Annotated in this window: 19 protein-coding genes; all 19 read left to right on the top strand. The window is 41.1% G+C overall.

What is annotated here, in order from left to right:
• The first annotated feature begins 1 nt into the window (after position 1).
• Entirely contained in the window at positions 2-1,258 is a 1,257-nt protein-coding gene (locus tag NSQ52_RS08375) for an ATP-grasp domain-containing protein (RefSeq protein WP_096881423.1), read from the top strand.
• Positions 1,245-2,555 carry a type III PLP-dependent enzyme gene (locus NSQ52_RS08380; protein WP_342474050.1) on the top strand — a complete coding sequence of 437 codons (1,311 nt, stop codon included), beginning with the start codon at positions 1,245-1,247 and terminating at the stop codon, positions 2,553-2,555. Before NSQ52_RS08375 ends, NSQ52_RS08380 begins: the two co-directional genes overlap by 14 nt.
• Positions 2,521-3,714 (top strand): acyl-CoA dehydrogenase family protein, encoded by a 1,194-nt coding sequence (locus NSQ52_RS08385; RefSeq protein ID WP_216895133.1) that lies wholly within the window; start codon positions 2,521-2,523, stop codon positions 3,712-3,714. Before NSQ52_RS08380 ends, NSQ52_RS08385 begins: the two co-directional genes overlap by 35 nt.
• A gap of 25 nt (positions 3,715-3,739) precedes the next feature.
• Positions 3,740-4,735 carry a hypothetical protein gene (locus NSQ52_RS08390; RefSeq protein WP_058337322.1) on the top strand — a complete coding sequence of 332 codons (996 nt, stop codon included), beginning with the start codon at positions 3,740-3,742 and terminating at the stop codon, positions 4,733-4,735.
• Positions 4,704-5,258 carry a hypothetical protein gene (locus NSQ52_RS08395; RefSeq protein WP_058337321.1) on the top strand — a complete coding sequence of 185 codons (555 nt, stop codon included), beginning with the start codon at positions 4,704-4,706 and terminating at the stop codon, positions 5,256-5,258. The genes NSQ52_RS08390 and NSQ52_RS08395 overlap by 32 nt, the downstream gene beginning before the upstream one ends.
• Positions 5,259-5,270: 12 nt before the next feature.
• Positions 5,271-7,238, top strand: coding sequence for an asparagine synthase (glutamine-hydrolyzing) (gene asnB, locus NSQ52_RS08400; protein ID WP_096881427.1), 1,968 nt, complete (start codon positions 5,271-5,273; stop codon positions 7,236-7,238).
• Positions 7,239-7,299: 61 nt separating this feature from the next.
• Positions 7,300-7,572, top strand: coding sequence for a YlmC/YmxH family sporulation protein (locus NSQ52_RS08405; RefSeq protein ID WP_008344726.1), 273 nt, complete (start codon positions 7,300-7,302; stop codon positions 7,570-7,572).
• A 123-nt stretch (positions 7,573-7,695) separates the two neighbouring features.
• Positions 7,696-8,598: a dipicolinic acid synthetase subunit A gene (gene dpaA, locus NSQ52_RS08410; protein WP_017359065.1), complete on the top strand. Its 903-nt coding sequence runs from the start codon at positions 7,696-7,698 to the stop codon at positions 8,596-8,598.
• Positions 8,595-9,188 (top strand): dipicolinate synthase subunit B, encoded by a 594-nt coding sequence (dpaB, locus tag NSQ52_RS08415; RefSeq protein ID WP_017359064.1) that lies wholly within the window; start codon positions 8,595-8,597, stop codon positions 9,186-9,188. Before dpaA ends, dpaB begins: the two co-directional genes overlap by 4 nt.
• A gap of 139 nt (positions 9,189-9,327) precedes the next feature.
• Positions 9,328-10,347, top strand: coding sequence for an aspartate-semialdehyde dehydrogenase (gene asd, locus NSQ52_RS08420; protein WP_017359063.1), 1,020 nt, complete (start codon positions 9,328-9,330; stop codon positions 10,345-10,347).
• Positions 10,348-10,439: 92 nt separating this feature from the next.
• Positions 10,440-11,654, top strand: a complete 1,215-nt coding sequence (gene dapG / locus NSQ52_RS08425; RefSeq protein ID WP_025207348.1) for an aspartate kinase — start codon at positions 10,440-10,442, stop codon at positions 11,652-11,654.
• 30 nt (positions 11,655-11,684) lie between these two features.
• A complete protein-coding gene (gene dapA / locus NSQ52_RS08430) occupies positions 11,685-12,551 on the top strand; it encodes a 4-hydroxy-tetrahydrodipicolinate synthase (protein ID WP_008344717.1) in 867 nt (288 codons plus the stop codon).
• Positions 12,552-12,722: 171 nt separating this feature from the next.
• Positions 12,723-14,390, top strand: coding sequence for a ribonuclease J2 (gene rnjB, locus NSQ52_RS08435; RefSeq protein ID WP_008344715.1), 1,668 nt, complete (start codon positions 12,723-12,725; stop codon positions 14,388-14,390).
• Positions 14,391-14,511: 121 nt separating this feature from the next.
• The gene (locus NSQ52_RS08440) at positions 14,512-15,240 is read left to right on the top strand and encodes a ClpP family protease (protein WP_008344713.1); all 729 of its coding nucleotides are present in this window, start codon (positions 14,512-14,514) and stop codon (positions 15,238-15,240) included.
• Complete coding sequence (locus NSQ52_RS08445) at positions 15,237-15,473, top strand: YlzJ-like family protein (RefSeq protein ID WP_008344712.1); 237 nt, start codon at positions 15,237-15,239, stop codon at positions 15,471-15,473. Before NSQ52_RS08440 ends, NSQ52_RS08445 begins: the two co-directional genes overlap by 4 nt.
• 110 nt (positions 15,474-15,583) lie before the next feature.
• Positions 15,584-17,959, top strand: a complete 2,376-nt coding sequence (locus NSQ52_RS08450; protein WP_217967195.1) for a DNA translocase FtsK — start codon at positions 15,584-15,586, stop codon at positions 17,957-17,959.
• Between the two features lie 164 nt (positions 17,960-18,123).
• Positions 18,124-18,849: a GntR family transcriptional regulator gene (locus NSQ52_RS08455; RefSeq protein ID WP_008344706.1), complete on the top strand. Its 726-nt coding sequence runs from the start codon at positions 18,124-18,126 to the stop codon at positions 18,847-18,849.
• A 99-nt stretch (positions 18,850-18,948) separates the two neighbouring features.
• Positions 18,949-20,181: an MFS transporter gene (locus tag NSQ52_RS08460; RefSeq protein WP_173408013.1), complete on the top strand. Its 1,233-nt coding sequence runs from the start codon at positions 18,949-18,951 to the stop codon at positions 20,179-20,181.
• A gap of 319 nt (positions 20,182-20,500) precedes the next feature.
• Positions 20,501-23,617, top strand: a complete 3,117-nt coding sequence (locus tag NSQ52_RS08465; RefSeq protein WP_342474051.1) for an MMPL family transporter — start codon at positions 20,501-20,503, stop codon at positions 23,615-23,617.
• Positions 23,618-23,751 lie beyond the last annotated feature (134 nt).

Raw genomic sequence — 23,751 nt, forward strand, 5'->3', positions numbered from 1 at the left:
CATGAAAGATCCGGCCTCGCTATTTGATTTTAAGGGAAGAAATGACGTGATATGGTATGGAAATATGAATCAAGAACAAAGCTGGGATCAAACAAGAGCTTTACCAGTCATGACAGACCATGTTCAAAATGATCTGGTTCTTCAGCAAGAACAACAACTGCTTTTGATTGCATCTAAAGAGCATCATGTCATCTTGCATCATCAGCCTGATAAAGCTTTTTTAGCCTATTTGGAAAATCAAGGTGTCCAGCTTCCGCATATGACTCAACTAGACCAAGCATTTAAATTAAATGGACTGATTGTACCGTATCTTTTAGATGAATCCCTTGAAAAAGAAGCATTGATTGAAAAAAGAACGATATACGGCTCAAATGCTACACTCGTAAAGCGGTTCAATCATAAGATTTCTACTAGAAGATGGGCAGAAGAACATCTGTTTAACGTCACATGCGGCGCTATCTGTCATCATGCTGACGAATTAAAACAGACGTATGAAGAATTAAAGGCGAAGAATTTCTCCAAAATGGTTCTGAAAATACCTTATGGATCATCTGGGAAGGGGCTGCGTATTTTAAAAAATGACCGAGAATTTATGCAGCTGCTGACCTTTATTGAAAGAAGGAATATCGAAACGGATTTGCTCTTAGAGGGATGGCATCCGATTAAACGGTCCTTAAATGCCCAATTGCTCATTCAAGAGGAGGGGTCACACTTACTCTCCATTACAGAGCAGAAAATCAATGAGGACGGCATTTACTTAGGGACGGATTTTGCGCCTGTGTATGAATTGGACAAAAAACGTGAATACGAAGCAAGCATGCATCGAATCATAGAGCTTCTTTATGATGAAGGGTATCGTGGTGTGGTTGGTGTCGATTCAATTATTGATGAAAATGAACAGCTCATACCGATCATTGAAATAAATGCCCGGTTCACACAGGTCACTTATTTACTCCCACTGATTTGTCGTTTTTTTTCAACCTACGAATATATCGAAAGCCGCTTTAAACGATTCTCATGCCGCGCTGACCTGCCATTTGAAGATGTCCTAACGGAGGTAACAGAAGCACTCAATCCGGGAGAAGATGGCGGGTTCTTTATTTATACTTTTGGTAAGACGAGATCTGATGATACGTGGCACTATCGATTGTTTATCTTGTTTTACCATATGAAGAAGGACAAGCAGATTCATATGCTGACCATGTTTGATGAGATGGAATTTTCATCAGAAAGGAGGAGGAGTAGTGCTGGAAAATGACTTTACGCTCTTAGAGAAAGCGAATCGTTATGGGACGCCGATGTATGTATACGATGGAGATGCATTGAAAGAGCACTATGAGCACATTACATCATGGCTCCATCAAACAGCTGAGGTGTTCTTTTCATTTAAGTCCAATGGAAATGTCTCGATTGCATCATTGTTACGGTCTTTTGGAGCTGGTATAGAAGTGGCTTCTGAAGGAGAGCTTTTCATGGCGATAAAAGCAGGTTATTCACCGCAGCAAATCATTTTTTCTGGACCGGGTAAGCAGAAGGAAGAGATTGATACCGCTGTTCAGCATGAGATCTATTGTATTATCGCCGAATCTAAGGAAGAACTGACCTACATCGCTGAGTCTGCAAAACGTCAAGACAAGCAGGCATCAGTAGGCATTCGGATCAATCCAGAATCAATTGAATCACGAGCCAAAATAAAAATGGGCGGAGTTCCAAGTCCGTTTGGAATAGATGAATCTAAACTGAATGATGTATTTGATCTGTTTCAGAAGTATGTTCATTCGCTGCTATTTAAAGGTATCCATATGTATCTGGGGACTCAAGTTCTTGATGAAACATCGCTTTTATCATCGTTTGAATACACACTTAACACAGCTGTTCGAATCAAGAATGAATATGGACGAACATGCCAGATGGTTGATTTAGGTGGCGGTTTTGGCATTCCGTATTTTCAGCATGAAACCCCGCTTCATGCTGAAAGGCTATTTCAACACGTAGCGGATTTGATTAGATCATATGAAACTGAGCTTGAATTTCCGAGGTTTATTATAGAAATGGGGAGATTTCTTTTAGCAGAATGTGGTGTTTATTTAACAACCATACAATATGTAAAAGAATCAAAAGGGCAGCCGTTTTTAATAGCAGATGGCGGGATGCATCATCATCAAGCGATGACGTTTAGAGGCAGACTGCTCCGCAATAATTACCCTATGCGGCTTATTAAACATTCCAGCAACACCGCAGACGTAGTGAAACAATCAATTGTTGGTCCGCTTTGTACACCAGAAGACTTAATTGGCAGGCAGGTGGAGCTTCCGCAAGGGGAAGTAGGGGATCTTCTTTGTATTGAGAAATCTGGTGCATATGGACTGAGCTACAGCCCTACCTTATTTTTAGGTCATTCTTCTCCGCTTGAGCTACTGTTGTTTGAGGGGAACGATTATGTTGTGCGAGATAGAGGGACCCCGGAAGATCTCTTATGGAAACAAAATAGATCACTCTTTAGACAAAGGAGGGGTGGAAATGAAACTGACAGAGCTTCGACAAGAAACGATTGATCGTCTCATTCTCCAATTTTCAGAAAGAGCAGGGCAGCTGGATGCCGAATCTCGGTTCCCACATCAGAATCTAGACGAGCTGATTGATTGTGGATTACATGTCGCCAATATGCCAAAACAAGACGGAGGTCTTGGATATGGATTTGAAGAAACGATCACCTTGTTGTCACACATATCTAAAGGGTGTGCGTCAACAGGCCTCATTATGGCGATGCATTACTATTCGCTCGGCGCATTTTCTGAAGTGCTGACAAGTGAGCAGCAGGCTTCGGTATTTGACGATATTCGGCATTCAGGAGAGTTCATCGCTTCTGTCAGCGACCCGAATGTGATTTTTATTTATCAGCGAAAGCAAATGGAGGGAATTCCAACCATCACCGCCGAAAAAACAGATGGCGGATATCTTGTGAGTGGAACTAAGTTTACTGTGACAGGTGCACCGCGCATTAAATATTTGCCAATCTATTGTGAGTATGCCCCGTCGTCATGTACATCTCAATATGGAATGACGGCGCTTTTAATGACATTACCGAGTGAAGGTGCTGCGGTGGAGGAATCGTGGAATTATTCGGGAATGAGAGCATCGATGAGTCATCACATTCATTTTGATCAAGTGTTTATACCCGATCATCAGCTCATCGGGCGGGAAGGCTACGCAATAGAAGATACTGAACATTTAATCTATTGGTTTCGTTTAGCTGTTACCGCTGTTTATTACGGGATTGCAAAGGCAGCATATGAACATGCCCTCGGTATGGCATATAAAAGGAATGATCGAATTTCTAAGAAAAAATCAGCCTTTTTACCAGGTCAACAATTTCGTATTGCAGATATGAAAATGAAATTAGATGTAGCACATTCTCAGCTCATAGCCTGTGCCCAGCAAGCAGATCGAGAAAAGAAACAAACTCATTACTCGAGTGAGTTGTATACGAAGACGCTGATTACTAAACACTTTGTGACGCAGGCGGCAGAAGAAATCGTGGAACTGGCTTCTCAGGTCGAGGGTTTTTCTTCATTACAGCAAGGATCTTTGCTCGAGCGCTTAAGCCGAGATGTGAAAGCGGCAAAATTTCATCCGCCTTCAGAAGATGTATTAAAAGAAGTGATTGCGAAAAAAGAGCTGGGCATTATCCCGTTAAAAAATCGCTGGGTATGATGGCGTAAAAAAGGAGGAGACAGATGTGGCTACTGCAGCACCTATTTACCGAAACAATTATTTAAACTGTTCTCAATTAACGATTGCAGCCATGCTTCTTAGACAAGGAATTCAAATCGACAGGATTTGGAGGCAAGCTGGTCTTGTTTATAGATCTCAAGACCAAGGATTTGTTTTGATCGGTTCCTTTAAACATTTTCGTGAAGATATTCTGCATCATAATGGCATTCATTTAGAAGAAATTTTTTACACCGAAGAGGAATTAGACCTCTATATGAATCGGGTATTTAAACAGCATCCTGAGAGAGGCACTGTGTCTGTTTCTTTAGATATATTTGAATTACCGTACTGTCCATTTTTTGAAAGAGAACATGGATATCATACATTGGAAGTACTTGAGGTGAATGATGATCATGTAGTGATCAGTGACCATGCTTATTCCTATCATGGCACATTGAGTAAAGATCATTTGATGAAAGCCGCACGCTCTGTCTACGAACATACGCCTCGAACCGAAAATCGTTATAAATGGATCAAACAGGTTGATCTTGAGAAAGAACCGGATGTAATGAAAGTTTTAAAAGAGCATGTCGCCATATTAGAAGGTGCACCGCCACATTTTGAATTGCCTGGAGCTATCACAGGACTTGACGCAATTTCAGTCATTCAAAGAGATTATATAGATAGTATCAAAGGTGATGAAAATGGTAATTTATTAGACAATGTTTATTTTGAAGGACTAAAGGATGTCGCCAACTCCAGAAAACATATGGTGACATTTTTATCATCATATGAAAATGAGCATTTACAACCCCTTATTCAAGCATTTGAAGATGCTTATCAAAGCTGGACAGTGCTTGCTAATTTTACAGCTAGAGTCGGCCTCAGCAAAAATCCTCGCAGTATGATTGAAAGAACGTCGAATCGGTTTCAAAAAACATTAGAAGTGGAGACAAGCCTTCTCACGCAACTAAAAGAGGTGATTCAAAATGAAAACCTATCAACCCCTCACTCTTCATGATTATGTCAATAACAGAGGCATCACATATCAAAATGAATATGAAAAAGGCCAATTAACCATTGGCGGGGCTTCTTTGCCGGCTGAGTTGGTCATGAACGTGAAAGACTCTTTGGTCGAAGGCATTCCTTTTCAGTTCATTTATCAAGATCAAGGAGACAATATTGAATTAGAAGGTCAGTCTATTCAACTTCAGGCAGTTGAAGCAGAAGCGCTCCATGTCGTTGGCTGTTCATCTAATGGTAATCTCTACGAAAAGATGACATTATTACGAGAGGGGACCGTTGTCTTGGAATCTCGTCTTTCATTAACCGATGTGATTGAACGTGAACCTGCATTTGATGATCGATTGGCTTATGCATTTGATTATATTCATACGGTAGCCGGCATCAATCATCATTTGACATCAAACCTATGGATTGATTCGCTTTCCTTCTCGCAAAAAATCGTTTTTGATGAAATCCGCTTTCAAGATAATCCATTTATGCATATTTTCGCAATGACGATCCAGCAGTCAGATCAGTGATGGAAGGGAGCCATGTCTATGTGCGGCATTGCAGGTTATTGTCATTTTAACAAAGCACCACTTGATCCACACATCTTACTGAAGATGAAAAACGTACTTAGTGTGCGTGGACCTGATGATAGTGGTGTATATCAAGACGACTCAGTTGGTTTGGTTCATACGCGGCTTTCCATTATCGATATTCAATCTGGGCCGCAGCCAATAACAAATGAAGATGAGTCTATTTGTGTGATTTTAAATGGCGAGATATATAATTTCCAAGAACTAAGAGAGGACTTATGGAATAAAGGTCATACGTTTCGTACGCTGACAGATACAGAAGTACTTGTTCATGGCTATGAAGAATATGGTATTTCTTTTATTGAGCAATTAAATGGAATGTTTGCAGCTGCGATATGGGATCAAAAGAAGAAAGAATTCTTTTTATTTAGAGACCGGTCTGGGATTAAGCCGCTTTATGTTTCAGAATGTAGAGGAGGGCTTATTTTCGGATCGGAAATGAAGGCTCTTCTTCAGCATCCAGATATACAAATTGCCATTCAGCCTGAAGCTGTCCTTAGTTATTTATCCTTCCGTTATGCGATCGGCGAGCAAACTTTCTTTCAAGGAATTCAAACATTACCCCCAGGGGTCATCTTGAAAATAGATGAAACAGGAATGACAAAAGAGGCCTATTGGCAATATCCTTTCCCATCTGATGGAATTGACAGGGGAGAACGTTATTATCAAAAGGGATTGTTTGAATTACTTCAAGATAGTGTCCAAAAACAAATGATGTCTGATGTACCTGTAGGAGCTTTTTTGAGTGGAGGAGTGGATTCGACTTCCATTGTTGCTTTGATGTCCAAATATGCGAACGAGAATATTCACTGTTTTTCGACCAGCTTTGAAGAGGAAGGTTTTTCTGAAGAAAGCTATGCCAAGCTCGCAGCAGAACAATACAACGTCAAGCTTCACTCGCATCGAATGAGTGAAGAAGAGTACTTTCAATTATTGCCAGAAGTTGTGAAGCGAAGAGATCATCCTCTTTCCATTCCTCATGAAGTCGCTTTTTACCATATGTCACGTGAAGCAAAAAAGCATGTAACGGTTGTTTTGTGTGGTGAAGGAGCGGACGAATTGTTTGCAGGGTATGGACGTGTGTTTAGGAGTCCTTCAGATTGGCGTAAAATTTTATGGCTTCAAAAAAACCGAAAGCTGTCATCCATCCTTTCAAAGGTATTATTTGAACCGTCCTTTCAGCAACAGGTGCATCAATTTATCCATCTTGATGGGGAAATGGAACATTATAAAAAAAGATATGCTTGGTTTACGGATAGCGAAAAAGAGCAGCTCTTAGGTCAGCACGCTCATTCAATTGATTCTGCTGATTTGCACATGAATCAGTTGATCGCCCATTGCTTTAAAGAGATGGAAGGGGCGTCGTATGAAAACAAACTGCTCTATTTATTTCAACAAATCCATTTACCCAACTTGTTAGACCGGCTTGATATAATGACGATGTCACACGGACTAGAAGCACGTGTACCGTTTCTTGATCATCGCATCATCCAATTTGTCAACGATATGCCTTTCAAGTACAAACTTCCTTATAAAGGGCTACCTAGCAAAGTGCAAGCATTTTTCCAATCGAGCCTTAAAACAAGTGAGGTCCAAGATATTCCGAAATATATGTTGAAAAAGACAATGGAGCAAACGGTGGATAAGCGTATATTATATAGAAGAAAAATGGGTTTTCCTGTTCCGGTGTATCATTGGATGAACAAAAGAATGGGAGAAATCGAAGAGAAACTTCTGGATCAACAAAGCTTTGCAACACAATTATTTCAAAAGGAGCCGCTAGAACAATTTTTGCGACATCATTCGAATCAGAAGAACAAAAATGGAGCGGACCAAAAAGTGTGGATGCTTTACAACTTGGAATTATGGCATGATCACTATATCAAAGGGGCGCGTCTTCCGCTCCAAACTAGTCATTAAGAGGCCCGGTCTATTCACCATCCCTGCTGCATATATGATATGGAAGGGGAGTGATGCGATTTTGAGGCTGAGTGAGCTGTCAGGAAAAGAGATCGTCGATATTAAAAGAGCGGAGCGGCTTGGCGTGCTTGGACAAACCGACCTTGAAATAAATGAACAGGACGGTCAAATTACAGCACTCATCATACCTTCCGTCAAATGGTTTGGCTTTCGAAAACAAGGAAATGACATCCGCGTTCCGTGGAATCACATTCAAAAAATAGGATCAGATATGATCATTCTCGATGTGCCTGAAGAACTTCAGCCGCACGGAGAAAAAGAGCACCCATCATAAAAGGGTGCTCTTTTTCTTTTCTCTCTCCGATTTGTTCACAGGCTGAATCCTCTCCTCATATGCTGAAAGGGAGATTCGGAAAATATTACAGACTTTTTTAAATAAAGAAGGTGAACGGTCAGTATGTTGAGCGGTTTAACGGTTGCGGTGATCGGGGGAGATGCTAGGCAGCTTGAAATCATTCGCAAGCTGTCACAGCAGCATGCCAAAGTGTTTTTGGTCGGATTTGATCAGCTGGATCATGGATTTATTGGTGCTGAAAAGCTGAAAATGTCAGAGCTTCCATTTGAACAAGTGGATAGTATGATTCTTCCGGTATCAGGTGCTACAGACGAAGGGGTCGTTGCTACCGTTTTTTCAAATGAGAAGGTCGTGCTAGAAGCTAAATATTTAGAAAGAACCCCTGCACATTGTACCTTGTACTCAGGTATTTCTAATATGTACTTAGACAATATGGCAAAGCAGGTGAACCGGAAGCTTGTGAAGCTGTTTGAGCGAGATGATATTGCCATATATAACTCTATTCCAACAGTTGAAGGGATTATCATGATGGCCATTCAGCAAACGGACTATACGATTCATGGGTCACATGTCGCTGTTCTCGGACTTGGTCGAACAGGGCTCACCATTGCCCGCACATTTCGGGCGCTAGGTGCGGAAGTGAAAGTTGGTGCTGCGGATACAGCCCATTTAGCGCGAGCCTTTGAGATGGGACTTGATCCATTTTCAATGGACCGTTTAAAAGATGAAGTAACGGATGTCGACATCATCATCAATACGATTCCAAGCTTAGTATTAGATTCATCTGTCATCGTCAGCATGACACCAAAGACACTCATTTTGGATATCGCCTCCCGCCCAGGTGGAACAGACTTTGACTTTGCACAAAAGCATGGAGTGAAGGCGCTTCTTGCACCAGGACTTCCAGGGATTGTGGCACCAAAGACAGCCGGGCAGATCATTGCAAAAGTGCTATCTGGTCTCTTATGTGAACTTGCGGAGGAAAAAAGGGGGATGGAATCATGACTACACTAAAAGGGAAAAGAATCGGTTTTGGTTTAACAGGTTCTCACTGCACGTACGAAGCTGTTTTTCCGCAAATCGAATCACTCGTGAAAGAAGGGGCAGAAGTGCGTCCTGTCGTGTCATATACGGTGCAAAATACGAATACGAGATTCGGAGAAGGAGCGGACTGGATTGAGCGGATTGAGAAGCTGACAGGATTTCAAGCGATTGACTCAATCGTCAAAGCAGAGCCGCTTGGACCAAAACTTCCACTTGATTGTATGGTCATTGCGCCTTTAACAGGCAATTCAATGGCGAAATTTGCAAATGCACTAACAGACAGTCCAGTCTTAATGGCTGCTAAGGCGACCATTCGTAATCATCGCCCTGTCGTTTTAGGCATTTCCACCAATGATGCATTAGGTTTAAATGGTACAAATCTCATGAGACTCATGTCGACAAAGAACATTTTCTTTATTCCATTCGGCCAAGATGATCCATTCAAAAAACCGACTTCCATGGTAGCGCATATGGATCTACTGACGAAAACAGTAGAAGAGGCGCTCCAGCATAGACAAATTCAGCCCATTTTAATTGGATCAAACGAATAATAGATTCACTAGAAAATCATGAAAGATTCAAAAAAGGTACTTCAAGCCTTGCTTTTCTATGGTAAAATAAAATGTAAAAAGTCATAGGATGGCCATCCGAAAGAAAAGAATCATGGATGGGTCGGAAGGAGTTTTACTGATGGGAAGAGGATTGCATGTAGCTGTAGTTGGAGCGACTGGAGCTGTCGGTCAACAAATGTTAAAAACACTAGCTGACAGAGATTTTGAAATGGATACACTTACTCTACTATCCTCAAAACGTTCTGCTGGAACAAAAGTGACATTCAGAGGTCAAGAGTATACCGTTCAAGAAGCAACACCTGAAAGCTTTGAAGGGGTCAATATTGCACTATTCAGTGCGGGAGGAAATGTTTCCAAAGCGCTAGCTCCTGAAGCAGTCAAACGAGGTGCAATTGTTGTCGATAATACAAGTGCTTTTCGTATGGACGAAAATACCCCTCTTGTCGTACCAGAGGTAAACGAAAAAGATTTACATGATCATCAAGGGATCATTGCAAACCCTAACTGTTCAACGATTCAAATGGTGGCGGCGCTAGAACCGCTTCGTCAAGCGTATGGCATGAAAAAAGTCATTGTGTCTACTTACCAAGCAGTATCAGGTGCAGGACATGAAGCCATTGACGAACTGTACAGCCAGTCGCAAGCCATTTTAAATAAAGAAGATGTGAAACCAGAAGTCATGCCTTATCAAATTGCCTTCAATGCGATTCCGCAAATTGATAAATTCCAAGACAATGGCTATACATTTGAAGAAATGAAAATGATCAATGAAACGAAAAAAATCATGCACTTGCCAGAGCTGGAAGTAGCGGCAACATGTGTGAGACTACCAATTGAAACGGGTCATTCAGAATCGGTTTACGTTGAACTTGAATCAAATGACGCAACGGTTGATGACGTCAAGTCCATCCTAAAAGATGCACCAGGCATCACATTACAAGATGATCCGTCTCAGCAAATTTATCCAATGCCTGCAGATGCTGTTGGTAAAAACGACGTATTTGTCGGCCGCATTCGGAAGGATTTGGATCGTCCAAATGGCTTCCATATGTGGATTGTATCTGATAACCTGCTAAAAGGCGCTGCATGGAACTCCGTTCAAATTGCAGAAAGCTTACGAGCATTAAAATTAGTTTAACATTCAATGGATGATGAGGACGAATAGAAGAGAGTTAGGCATCTTTCGCCTGCTCTCTTCTGTTACGTCAGAATGAACTTGGAGTGAAAACAGTGAAAATAATTGTCCAAAAATTTGGCGGTACATCTGTCAAAGATGATCAAGGGAGAAAAAGGGCACTTGCACATATCTTATCTGCAAAAGAGAAAGGCTATAAATCGGTCGTTGTCGTGTCTGCGATGGGACGAAAAGGCGATCCTTATGCGACAGATACGCTGCTTGGTCTGCTTTACGGCAGTGCGCAGCATATGACAAACCGAGAAAAAGATTTACTCGTGTCTTGCGGAGAAAATATTTCAGCTGTTGTTTTTTCAAGTATGCTGAATGAAAACGGGCTAAAGGCTGTAGCGATGACTGGATCACAGGCAGGCTTTGTGACAGATAAAGAACATACAAATGCGAAAATTATTGACATGAAGTGTGAACGTCTTGAGGCGGCACTTTCAGAGCATGACGTGGTTGTCGTTGCTGGATTCCAAGGCGCTGCAAAAAATGGAGACGTGACAACAATCGGACGAGGCGGCAGTGATACGTCAGCTGCTGCGTTAGGCGCTGCATTGCAGGCAGATTTCATCGATATTTTTACAGATGTAGAAGGGGTCATGACAGCAGATCCACGTATCGTAGAAAATGCAAAACCACTGAGAGTCGTGACATACACAGAAATTTGTAACCTCGCATACCAAGGGGCAAAAGTCATTCACCCTAGAGCTGTTGAAATTGCCATGCAAGCAAAAGTACCAATGAGGGTCCGTTCAACATACTCTGATGATGAGGGCACACTCGTGACATCACACTACTCAGATAAAATGAGTCATGATGTGTATGACCGCCTGATTACGGGTATTGCACATGTCAATGATGTCACACAAATCAAAGTCCCAGCTAAAGAGGGACAGTACAGCGTACAAACAGAAGTCTTTAAAGCAATGGCAAATGCCCAAATCAGTGTCGATTTCTTCAACATTACACCAAGCGAAATCGTCTATACGGTGACAGGTGCAATGACTGAAAAAGCAACGGCGATCCTAAAAGATCTAGGCTATACGCCGATTGTCACGACAAACTGTGCAAAGGTATCAGCTGTTGGAGCAGGCATTATGGGTGTACCAGGTGTCACATCTAAAATTGTATCTGCACTATCTGAGCAAAATATTCCGATCTTACAGTCCGCTGACAGTCATACGACGATTTGGGTGTTAGTGAACGAAGAAAACATGAGAGCGGCTGTTAATGCCCTTCATGAAGTGTTTGAACTTTCAAGATAAATGTGATTGAATCATGATGAGGTGAAAAAAATGAATTTCGGAAATATCGCAACAGCTATGATTACACCTTTTGATAAAAAGGGCAACATTGATTTCCAAAAGCTATCAATTCTCATTGATTACTTGTTAAAAAACGGCAGTGACTCTTTAGTCGTTGCAGGGACAACAGGCGAATCGCCAACTTTATCGACTGAAGAAAAAGTCGCTCTTTTTCAGCAATCGGTGAAATTAGCAAATGGTCGTTGTAAAATCATTGCAGGAACAGGCAGTAATAACACAAATGCGTCTATTAAACTAACGAAAAAAGCAGAAGAAGCGGGCGTTGATGCAGTGATGCTTGTCGTACCTTACTACAACAAGCCATCACAGGAAGGCATGTATGCACACTTTAAAGCAATTGCCGAGTCTACATCTCTTCCTGTCATGCTTTACAATGTACCAGGAAGAACGGTTGCTTCATTAGCACCAGAAACAACGATTAAACTTGCGCAAATACCGAATATTGTCGCAATCAAAGAAGCAAGCGGTGATCTAGATGCCATGACAAAAATCATTGCAGAGACACCAGAAGATTTTGACGTTTATTCTGGTGACGACAGCTTAACGCTTCCTGCGGTTGCGGTTGGTGCAAAAGGAGTCGTCTCAGTGGCTTCTCATATCGTAGGCCTTGATATGCAGCAAATGCTAAAAAGCTACGCCTCAGGACAAACAGCGAATGCGGCATTGATTCATCAAAAGCTGGTGCCGATCATGAACCAGCTGTTCTCAGCGCCAAATCCAACGCCTGTCAAAACAGCTCTTCAGCTGAAAGGATTAGATGTCGGATCTGTTCGACTCCCGCTTTTACCTTTATCAGAAGAAGAGAGACTGAATTTAAGCAGCGTATTAAACAGCTGATCAAAACAAAAAAATTCGTAAGCGGTCATTCTCAGATGTCCCTGAGTATGACCGTTTTTTATACATAAACACTTTCTTAAAATGTGACTTCATCTTGTTTTCTAAAATTAGATTCAGTTATAATAGCATTAAGCGATGATGGACGGGCTTGAGACTAGGAGGATAAGAATTTTGAAAAAGAAAAATACAGAGAACGTAAGAATTATTGCACTGGGAGGCGTTGGAGAAATCGGGAAAAACTTATATGTCATTGAGATTGATTCCGACATATATGTTGTAGATGCAGGACTCATGCATCCAGAAAACGAAATGCTAGGCATTGACGTGGTCATTCCTGATATCTCTTATTTAACAGAACGAGCTGATCGGGTGAAAGCAATTTTTCTTACCCACGGACATGATGAAGCAATCGGAGGCGTATTCCATTGCTTAAGCAAATTGTCTGTACCAGTTTACGGCACGAAGCTGACCCTTGCGTTACTTCGAGAAAAGTTAAAGCAATACGGCTTCAATCAAAAAGCTGATTTGCGAGAGGTTCATGCAAAGTCAGTCATTACATTTGAAACAACAAAGGTATCGTTCTTTAGAACGAATCACAGTATTCCTGATTCAGTCGGAATCAGCTTCAAAACATCTCTTGGTTCAATCGTATGCACAGGTGATTTTAAATTTGATCAAACCCCAGCGCTTAACCAAGCCTGTGACATCGGAGAGATTGCGAAAATTGGAAACAATGGCGTTTTAGCACTTCTTTCAGACAGTGCAAATGCTGAAAAACCAGGCTATACACCTTCTGAGGCGCTCGTCCAAGACGAAATCTCAAATGCGATGTACAATGCTGAAAATCGTGTGATTGTCGCTGTATCTTCATCAAATATTAACCGTGTACAGCAAATCATTAATGCCACAAACCAAAATGGCCGTAAGCTTGCAGTAGCAGGGAAAAATATGATGACAACTCTTCAGCTTGCGATCAAACTTGGTTATGTGACAGCAGACGAAGAATTATTTGTTCCAGTCCAAGAAGTGAAAAAAATGGCGAAAAACAGTGTGGTCATTCTCACAGCAGGAAGCCACGGTGAGCCTCTCGCTGCTTTAACAAAAATGGCGAAACAAAATCACAAACAGCTTCATATTGAAAAAGATGACACGGTTGTGATTGCGTCTACACCTCTTCCAGGACAAGAACTCACCTATTCAAAAACGGTGGATTTCCTTACAAGAAGCGGAGCACAAGTGATTTTTGCTCAAAAACGTGTGCATGTATCTGGACATGGCTGTCAAGAAGAGTTAAAGCTCATGCTGAACTTACTGAAGCCAAAGTATTTAATTCCAGTAAACGGCGAATATCGCATGCAAAAAGCACATTCTCGTATTGCTGAAGAAGTGGGCATGAAACGAAGCGACATTTTCTTAATTGATAAAGGGGATGTTGTGGAATTTAGAGGTCAAAACGTCAAAATCGGTGAAAAAGTACATCAAGGGAACATTTTGATCGACGGTCTTGGTGTTGGTGATATTGGGAATATTGTCTTACGTGATAGACGCCTATTGTCTCAAGATGGCATCTTAATTGTGGTCATTACGCTCGATAAACAAAAGAAACAATTAATTTCTGGACCTGAGATCATCACAAGAGGATTTGTTTATGTAAGAGAATCCGAAGAGCTGATTGTGAAAGCAACAGAAATGGTCAAAGGGATTGTGAAAGAGCAAACGGAAAACTCAATTGTTGAATGGTCAACACTGAAACAATCCATGCGCGATGTACTAAATCAATTCCTATATGAAAAAACAAAACGTAAGCCAATGATCATTCCAATTATTATGGAAGTGTGATGAGAAAAGTCCAAAGAGCACAAGCTCTTTGGGCTTTTTTGATGTGACATGATGAATGCGGATGGAATGTGACGATCTTGTTCATAATAGGAGGAGAGTTTTTAGGAAAGGATGGAGACAAATGGACGAACAGAATGAACAGCAGCCTGAGCGAAAACCAGAAGAAAAAGATAGCATTATGAGCAAAATACAACAGCTTGGTGAAACAGCCGTCCCGCAGTTGTCACAAGATACAAACATACATTGCCTGACTATTATTGGACAAATTGAAGGGCACATGCAGCTGCCGCCACAAAATAAAACAACCAAATACGAACATGTCATTCCACAAATCGTAGCAGTTGAACAAAACCCAAAAATTGAAGGGCTTCTAATCATTTTAAATACAGTGGGCGGCGATGTAGAAGCAGGACTAGCCATTGCGGAAATGCTCGCTTCTTTATCCAAACCGACTGTATCCATTGTGCTTGGCGGCGGCCACTCTATTGGGGTCCCAATCGCCGTATCGTGTGATTATTCATACATTGCCGAAACAGCAACGATGACCATTCACCCTGTACGCTTAACCGGTCTAGTCATCGGTGTTCCGCAAACCTTTGAATACTTAGATAAAATGCAGGAAAGAGTCATTAACTTTGTCACGAGTCACTCAAACATTACAGAAGAGAAATTTAAAGAGCTTATGTTCTCTAAAGGCAATCTAACAAGAGACATCGGGACAAATGTCGTTGGCCATGAGGCGGCGGAATACGGGCTGATGCATGAAGTCGGCGGCGTTGGACAAGCGATTAAAAAGCTGAACGAGCTTATTGGAGAACGGGCTGCACAAAACGAGGGGCTGATCCAATGATTTTATATACACCTATGCCTTATGAAGCCATTTACGCTGAGGAACAAGGAGAACGCAAACTCCAGCAGGTAAACATTCAGGGCGTGCCAGTGATGGTTGAAATGAAAGAAGATGAAGCGGAAATCGTTCAAGTAATGAGTACGAATCCAATGGACTTTTTGAATCAGGAGCTTGCACCAGGTAAGCGATTGAAGTTACATTTAGGCACCAATCAAACCGACTCATATGAATGATTCTATGCTATAATAAAGGGAAAACTTACAACAAGATGCAGCCAAAACCAGGCTGCTTTCTTTCTGATCTTTTCGTAGGTTATATTTTCTTTTGTAGTAAGGTGATGAGTATGGCGAAAAAGAGAAAACGTAAAACAAGAAAAAAACAAAATAAACAGCTAAAACTGAAATATGAATTAAATGGGTTAGTCTGTATTGCCATAGCGATCATTGCCATTTTACAGCTAGGTGTAGTTGGACAAACCTTTGTACATCTATTCCGATTCTTTGCAGGTGAATGGTTTATTCTCTGCCTTATCGGATTATTTCTTTTTGGTGTAACGATTTTTTGGAAAAAACAAATTCCTGATTTACTGACAAGAAGAAAAGCAGGTTTATACTGCATCATTGCGAGTATCTTGCTTTTGTCCCATGTGAAGCTTTTTCAGCATCTTTCAGCTGCAGGCGTGATAGGCTCTCAAAGTGTAATCAGAAATACGTTTGAGTTATTCTTAATGGATATGAAAGGTGAGACAGGCTCGCCCGATTTAGGAGGCGGTATGATCGGTGCTGTATTATTTGCGGCCTCCTATTTCTTGTTTGCACAAGCAGGATCTCAAATCATGGCCATTGTGCTAATGCTGATCGGCATTGTTCTGATCACTAACCGGTCACTGCAAGAAATGGTCAAAAAAGTGACGCTACCTGTATCACAATTTTTGGTGAAGCAGTGGAAAGCATTTATTGAAGATATGAAAGGCATAAGGCAGGCGAAAAAGAATGCACCTGCGCAGAGAACAAGTGAAAAGAAAAAACGTTCACGCTTGCAAGAAGAGGCCGAAGAAGATCATGATCAAATCTTGATCGAGGAAGAAGAGCAGGCTTCTGACAATCGTCAGCCGATTATCTCAAGTTTTGCTGATCGAGATGACATGCTCACACCGCCGGTTCAAAAAGATCAGCCGGTCAATGAGCCAGATCCTCTTCAAGAAACTGTACAAGGCACTCCGTCTCATGATACAGGGGATGAACCGAAAGAAGCTCCGCCTATGACGTTTACGGAGCTTGAAAATAAGGATTATGAGCTGCCATCGCTTGATATTTTAGCTGAGCCGCAGCATTCAGGTCAGCAAACAGATAAGAAGAATATTTATGAAAATGCAAGAAAGCTTGAAAAGACCTTCCAAAGCTTCGGTGTAAAAGCAAAAGTGACACAAGTTCATTTAGGGCCGGCCGTCACAAAATATGAAGTATACCCTGATGTCGGCGTGAAGGTAAGTAAGATCGTCAACTTGAGTGATGATTTAGCCCTTGCATTAGCAGCAAAAGACATTCGAATTGAGGCGCCGATTCCTGGTAAATCCGCCATCGGAATTGAAGTTCCCAACGCAGAAATTGCGATGGTTTCTTTAAAAGAGGTTTTAGAATCGAAACAAAATGACCGCCCAAATGCCAAGCTACTCATCGGACTGGGCCGAAATATTTCTGGTGAAGCTGTGCTGGCTGAAATGAACAAAATGCCGCATTTACTTGTGGCTGGCTCGACAGGAAGCGGAAAAAGCGTATGTATCAATGGCATTATCACAAGTATTCTCATGAGAGCAAAACCTCATGAAGTAAAGATGATGATGATTGACCCGAAAATGGTTGAATTAAATGTTTATAACGGCATCCCGCATCTGTTGGCTCCAGTTGTGACCGATCCTAAAAAAGCCTCACAGGCACTTAAAAAAGTGGTTAGTGAAATGGAGCGCCGTTATGAATTGTTTTCTCATACGGGCACAAGAAATATTGAAGGGTACAATGATTACATTAAACGAATGAATCAATCAGAAGAGGCGAAGCAGCCAGAACTACCTTATATTGTCGTCATTGTAGACGAGCTTGCTGATTTAATGATGGTTGCTTCCTCTGATGTGGAAGATTCCATTACAAGGCTTTCTCAAATGGCACGTGCTGCAGGGATTCATTTAATTATCGCCACACAGAGACCTTCGGTTGATGTCATTACTGGTGTCATTAAAGCCAATATTCCATCCCGTATTGCATTTAGCGTATCGTCACAAACCGATTCAAGGACCATTCTTGATATGGGAGGCGCAGAAAAATTGCTGGGCAGAGGGGATATGTTGTTCTTACCGGTCGGTGCGAACAAACCAGTTCGTGTACAAGGCGCCTTTTTATCAGATGAAGAAGTGGAACATGTCGTTGATCATGTCATCACACAGCAAAAAGCACAATATCAAGAAGAAATGATCCCAAGTGAAGAAACGCAAGATCAGCTTGGGGCTGTGGACGACGACTTATATGATGAAGCAGTTGAACTGATCATTGGTATGCAGACGGCCTCTGTTTCTATGCTGCAAAGGAGGTTCCGCATCGGTTATACTCGAGCTGCACGTCTTATTGACGCAATGGAAGAGCGCGGGGTTGTCGGACCATATGAAGGAAGTAAACCGAGAGAAGTCCTCCTCTCAAAAGAACAACATGACGAGCTCTCTTCATAATTCGAAGAGAGCTTTCCTAACATAAAGTTAACGATATATTGATTATGTTAACTGGATGTCAGACTATTTATTTATTTGCAAAAACATGATATAGTTATGTTCATCTTATCTCGGAATAGAGATTTCTCATCTTATCATTTGCATTGATTAGACGGAGGGAAAACATGTCGACCAAAACAGACAATCGCCATTTATATTTGAAAGTGATTGACCGTATTAAAGAAGATATTCAAACAGGCGTATATGCCGAAAAGGAAAAGCTGCCTTCTGAATTTGAGCTCTCAAAGCTTTTAGGCGTGAGCAGAGCGACCCTTCGTGAAGCCCTTCGTATATTAGAAGAAGAGAAGTATTTAATTCGAAGGCATGGTGTGGGAACTTTCGTCAACTCAAGACCGCTTTTTTCTACTGGCATTGAACAGCTGACAAGTGTCACAAAAATGATTGAACAGGTCAATATGACGCCAGGTACCATCTTTTTGTCCTCACAAGAAGGGGAGCCGACGGAGAATGATGTCATTCGTTTTCAGTGTGATGAATCCGAGAAGGTTTTTTCAATGGAACGCGTTCGAACAGCAGATGGACAGCCAGTCGTCTATTGTTTAGATAAAATTCCGGTCAAACATCTTCCCGCTTCTTTTACTCACGAGGAAGAGTCGCTTTTTGAGCTGTTTGGGAGAGAACCGCACAGCGGAATTAAATATGCCGTGGCAGACATCGAACCGATTGGTTATCACGATCAGGTTTCACCGATACTAGAATGTGACCCAGAAACAGCGTTACTATTACTGAAACAAATGCACTATGATCAAGACGATCAGCCGGTCTTATACTCGCTCAATTATTTTCGAGCGGATAAATTCAGCTTTCATGTCATACGTAAACGATTTTAAAAAGCAGTCGCTTCCATAGGCGGTTGCTTTTTGTTTGTCTATACATAAAACCCGTGAAACGTGCCACACTAATACGTAACAGTATATAGAATTGGGTGAATGATGTTGGGCGAGAAAACAGTCAGTAAAAAGAATATTATTGCATTATCATCAGTGCCTCTAATCATGACGCTTGGGAACTCGATGCTAATACCCGTATTACCAGAGATAGAAAAGAAACTCTCAATCACTTCCTTTCAAGTGTCACTCATTATTACGGTATACTCCGTTGTGGCGATTTTGTGTATTCCGATTGCCGGTTATTTATCTGACCGAATTGGGCGGAAAAAGGTACTTTTACCGTGTCTTTTAATCGCAGGGCTTGGAGGAGCTGTGGCAGCTGTTGCCTCAACCATCATGAAAGAACCGTACATGTGGATTCTATTTGGCAGGGTCCTTCAAGGTGTTGGTTCAGCTGGAGCAGCACCTGTCGTTATGCCGTTTATTGGCGATTTGTTTCACGATGATGAAGAGGTAAGTGCGGGACTTGGAGCAATCGAAACCTCTAACACAGCTGGAAAGGTACTCAGTCCTATTATTGGGGCACTTCTCGCTTCTTGGTTTTGGTTTGTGCCGTTTTGGTTCATTCCATTCTTTTCAATCATCAGTTTTGTGATGGTTCTGTTTATGGTTGAATCCGCAAAGAAAGAGGAAGATCCGCCTACATTTAAAGAGTTTTTAAAAGCAACAAAGACGATTTTTAAACATGAGGGACGCTGGCTTTATGCCATTTTTGCTATTGGCGGTTTTATTATGTTTCTTCTTTTTGGCGTGCTCTTTTATTTATCAGATAACCTAGAGGCAGCGTATCAAATAACGGGTGTCAAAAAAGGCTTGCTGCTAAGTATCCCGCTCCTTTTCTTATCAATCAGCTCGTATATTGCGGGGAAAACAATCGGGAAAGAAAAGGGGAAAATGAGGATATTTCTCATCGTTGGTATGGCTCTTTTATCACTTTCGTATATATTTTTATGGTGGAATCACAGTTTTTACGTGTTGTTTGTCTGCTTAAGTATTGGCGGCGTAGGGATCGGCATTGTGCTTCCAGCACTTGATGCGTTGATAACAGAAGGGATTGAAAAAGAGCAGTGCGGAACCATTACGTCATTTTATAGCAGTATGCGGTTTATCGGTGTTGCTTTAGGACCTCCAATTTACGCATTTCTTATGGATAAAGGAGACGCCATCGTTTTTATTCTATCGACCATATGTAGTCTCATTTCATTATTTTTGGTCCTCTTTTTCATCCAGCCAGATGAAAAGGATGAAAGTGAACAATTGAAAACGGTTTAAACATAGAAAAAAGACGGTATTTTGCCATCTTTTTTCTTTTTTATAAATTGACATGTAAAATTTTGATAGTTAAACTAATGTATAGTAATATCTTTTAAATTATCCCAAATAGGAGGTGTTCAAAAACATTCATTTTCTGTCTTTGTTTTAAGGCAGAAATTGAGCTCGTGGCTGATGATGGATATGCGTTTCTTCAACACGAAAGGACAATTGAATAGGTCATCCTGCCATTAGCACGTTGAAGGAGACGAAGTCAGCACTTCAGACACGCTCAAAAACAGCAAATTGATTGATGAACTAGAAGGAGCTTGAAGCAGCTATGTTGCAAATAATTAAAGCAAGATGGATTGTATTAATGGTGTGGATGATAACAGCTGTGATTCTGTTTATTACTGCGCCCGATTTAGAGGAATTAACAAGAGAAAAAGGGCAGTTAAAGGTTCCAGAGGGGACACCAACAGCTGAGGCACTTCACTTATTGGATAAGCTTTCAGATCATAATGGGAAAAAAGATACTGGTGTGATTGTATTCTCCGAACAACATTTGTTCCCTGCCAAAGAGCAGGAATTAAAAAAGGCTTTAGCTGCACTCATGACACATGCCCCAGAACTCCACATTGACGGAATTACTTCGTATTTTCATGTAGATCGTGACATTCAAAAACAACTTTTATCAAAGGATAAAAGTACACTTCTTGTTCCATTCAAATTCGACCACTACGAAACAAAAGCTGTGAAGGTTAAAGAACGAATTGAGGAAGTTTTAAAGCCCTACAACGTCTCATATGAAATGACAGGTCAAAAATTTGTGGACTCAGATGTCATTAAAAGCTCTCAACAAGGTCTGAAGAAAACTGAACTTATCACGATGATTTTTATTTTCTTTATTTTAATAATTGTATTCAGATCGATACTGGCACCTGTTGTTCCGCTTATTACGATTGGCATTTCTTATGCTGTCAGCCGGTGTATTGTGGCTTTTCTCGTAGAATATACACCATTTCCTATTTCTAATTTCACTCAGATTTTTATGGTAGCTATTATGTTCGGTATAGGAACGGATTATTGTATATTACTTTTAAGCCGTTTTAAAGAGGAGATTGGTCAAGGGCGTGATGTCAAAGAATCGATTATCATCACGTATCAATGTGCAGGGAAAACAGTCTTTTTCAGCGGCTTAGCTGTGTTAGTCGGCTTCTCAAGTATTGGTTTCGCAAAATTCCAATTGTACCAATCAGCCGTCAGCGTTGCCGTAGGCGTTGGCATCCTGCTCATTGCACTTGTCACAATCGTTCCCTTTTTTATGTCGGTTTTCGGAAAATCCCTTTTTTGGCCGTCTAAAAGAGAAAACATTCGTCATCCACAAAGTAAGATTTGGGAATGGGCTGGGCGCTTTTCATTTAAAAGACCGCTCATCAGCTTAGGTGTAGTTGCACTCATCACTGTTCCTCCGATTCTGATGTATGACGGCACTCTTTCTTATAATAGTTTAAATGAGATTGGGACAAAGTATGAGTCAGTGTCTGCATTTAATACGATATCTGAGCAATTTGGCTTTGGTGAAGCGCTGCCGCTGAATGTGCTTGTCGAAAGTGACAATGAGCTCGATAATCAAGAAAAGATTGTCATGATTGAAAAACTGACCCGTAAGTTAAATGACATTGAGGAAGTGAAAGCGGTTCGCAGTGTCACTCGCCCAGTTGGAGACGGGTTAAGTCAGCTCTACGTTACCTCTCAAGCGAAAGAGCTGGGAGGAGAGCTTGGGAAAGGTCACGAGGGCATCGGGAAAATTACAGATGGCTTGACCGAAACAAACTTAGCACTACTCAAACAAAAACCAAAAATTGAAGAATCCGCTAAAGGGATTGATCAATTGATAGATGGGACAAAAGCCATCAAAGGCGGTATCGGAGAAGTGAGGAAATCACTCATTTCTTTAGAGGATGGTGTGAGGCGCAGTAAAGAGGGCGTAGGAACCATTCGCACTGAAATCAAACAAGCGAAAAAAGAATTAGAGCAAGAATACCGCAGAAGTGAAACCATGATTCAAGATCTTGAACGAGTCGTAAGCACACTGGAAGGTCACGCAACATCAAATGAGCAACTGATGACAACGATTAAAAAAGTGAAACAATCCTATGAAAACGTATCATTTGAAGGGCTTGAAAACCGGCTTCCAGAAATCAAAGACATGAATGAATATAAAGAAATCAAAAAAGTATTCAAAGACACAAAAGGAATGCTCGATCAAGCTGGAGAGCAAATGAGTGTCTATGAAGAGGAAGCATCTGCCTTTAAACAAAAGATCAAGAAAGCAGATCAAGTCATTCAAACGTTCTCAAGCAAGCAAAAAGAAATCAAACAAGAAGTAAAGGCGCTGATGACAGGTCTAGATCAAATTTATGATGGTCTTGATGAAACGAATAAAGGCCAAAAACAGCTCATCAAAGAAATGCCTAAAATTGAAGATGGCGCAGATCAGCTGACAGATGGCCAAAAAGCCGTGAAAAAAGGGTTTAACCAGCTATCATCTAAACTCTCACTATTAACAGATGGATTAGATGAAAGTATTTCCGGACTTGAGCAAGTAAAAAGCGGCTTTACCGAGGCAGACAGCTACTTAAAACAGCTTCAGGAAGCACCAGATGAAGAAGTAACGGGCTGGTTTATACCAGAAGAAGTATTGAAACGCCATGAGTTTAAGAAAATATTTAATACGTATATGTCCCCAGATCGCAAATTAACAACCTTTGAAGTAATTTTAAATGTAAATCCATACAGCAATGAAGCAATGAAAGGTGTAGCAAAAATCGAAGAAACCCTTGATCAATATTTACCTGTAAGTGGTTTGAAAAATGCCAATTACGGTGTATCTGGTATCTCCAGTTTAAATGTTGACTTAAAAGAAACGTCAGACGGTGACTTTATCAGAACGGTTATTTTCATGTTAATTGGTATCTTTATTATTTTAGTTTTATTACTAAGGTCAATCGTCATGCCGATATACTTAACACTTTCACTCATATTAACGTATTTTACATCCATTGGCTTAACAGAATGGATTTTCAAAACATTCTTTGGCTACGATGGTGTCAGCTGGGCTGTTCCATTTTTCAGCTTTGTGATCCTTGTGACCCTTGGCATTGATTATTCGATCTTCCTGATGGATCGCTTTAATGAATGGAAGGGAGAGCATGTTCAAGCATCCATGATATCAGCGATGAGAAATATGGGGTCCGTCATTATTTCAGCAGTTGCTATTTTAGCGGGTACTTTTGCTGCGATGCTGCCATCGGGTGTATTATCATTAGTTGAAATTGCAACGGTCGTACTCATTGGACTTTTATTATATGCTTTTGTTGTTCTACCACTCTTTATCCCGGTCATGGTTCGCATCTTTGGAAAATGGAATTGGTGGCCGTTTAGAATGAAATAACAACCTGCGTCTCTGCTTTTAGCAGAGGCGTTTTTATTTCCTATCCTTTCCTCTGATTGATATAATGACTATTAAATGGCTGTTTCACGTATATATCAGCTATGTTCTAATACATAATAAATAGGATGAACAAA

It is taken from the genome of Bacillus sp. FSL W8-1141 (genome assembly GCF_038593205.1).
Classification (GTDB): Bacteria; Bacillota; Bacilli; order Bacillales; family Bacillaceae; genus Bacillus; species Bacillus altitudinis.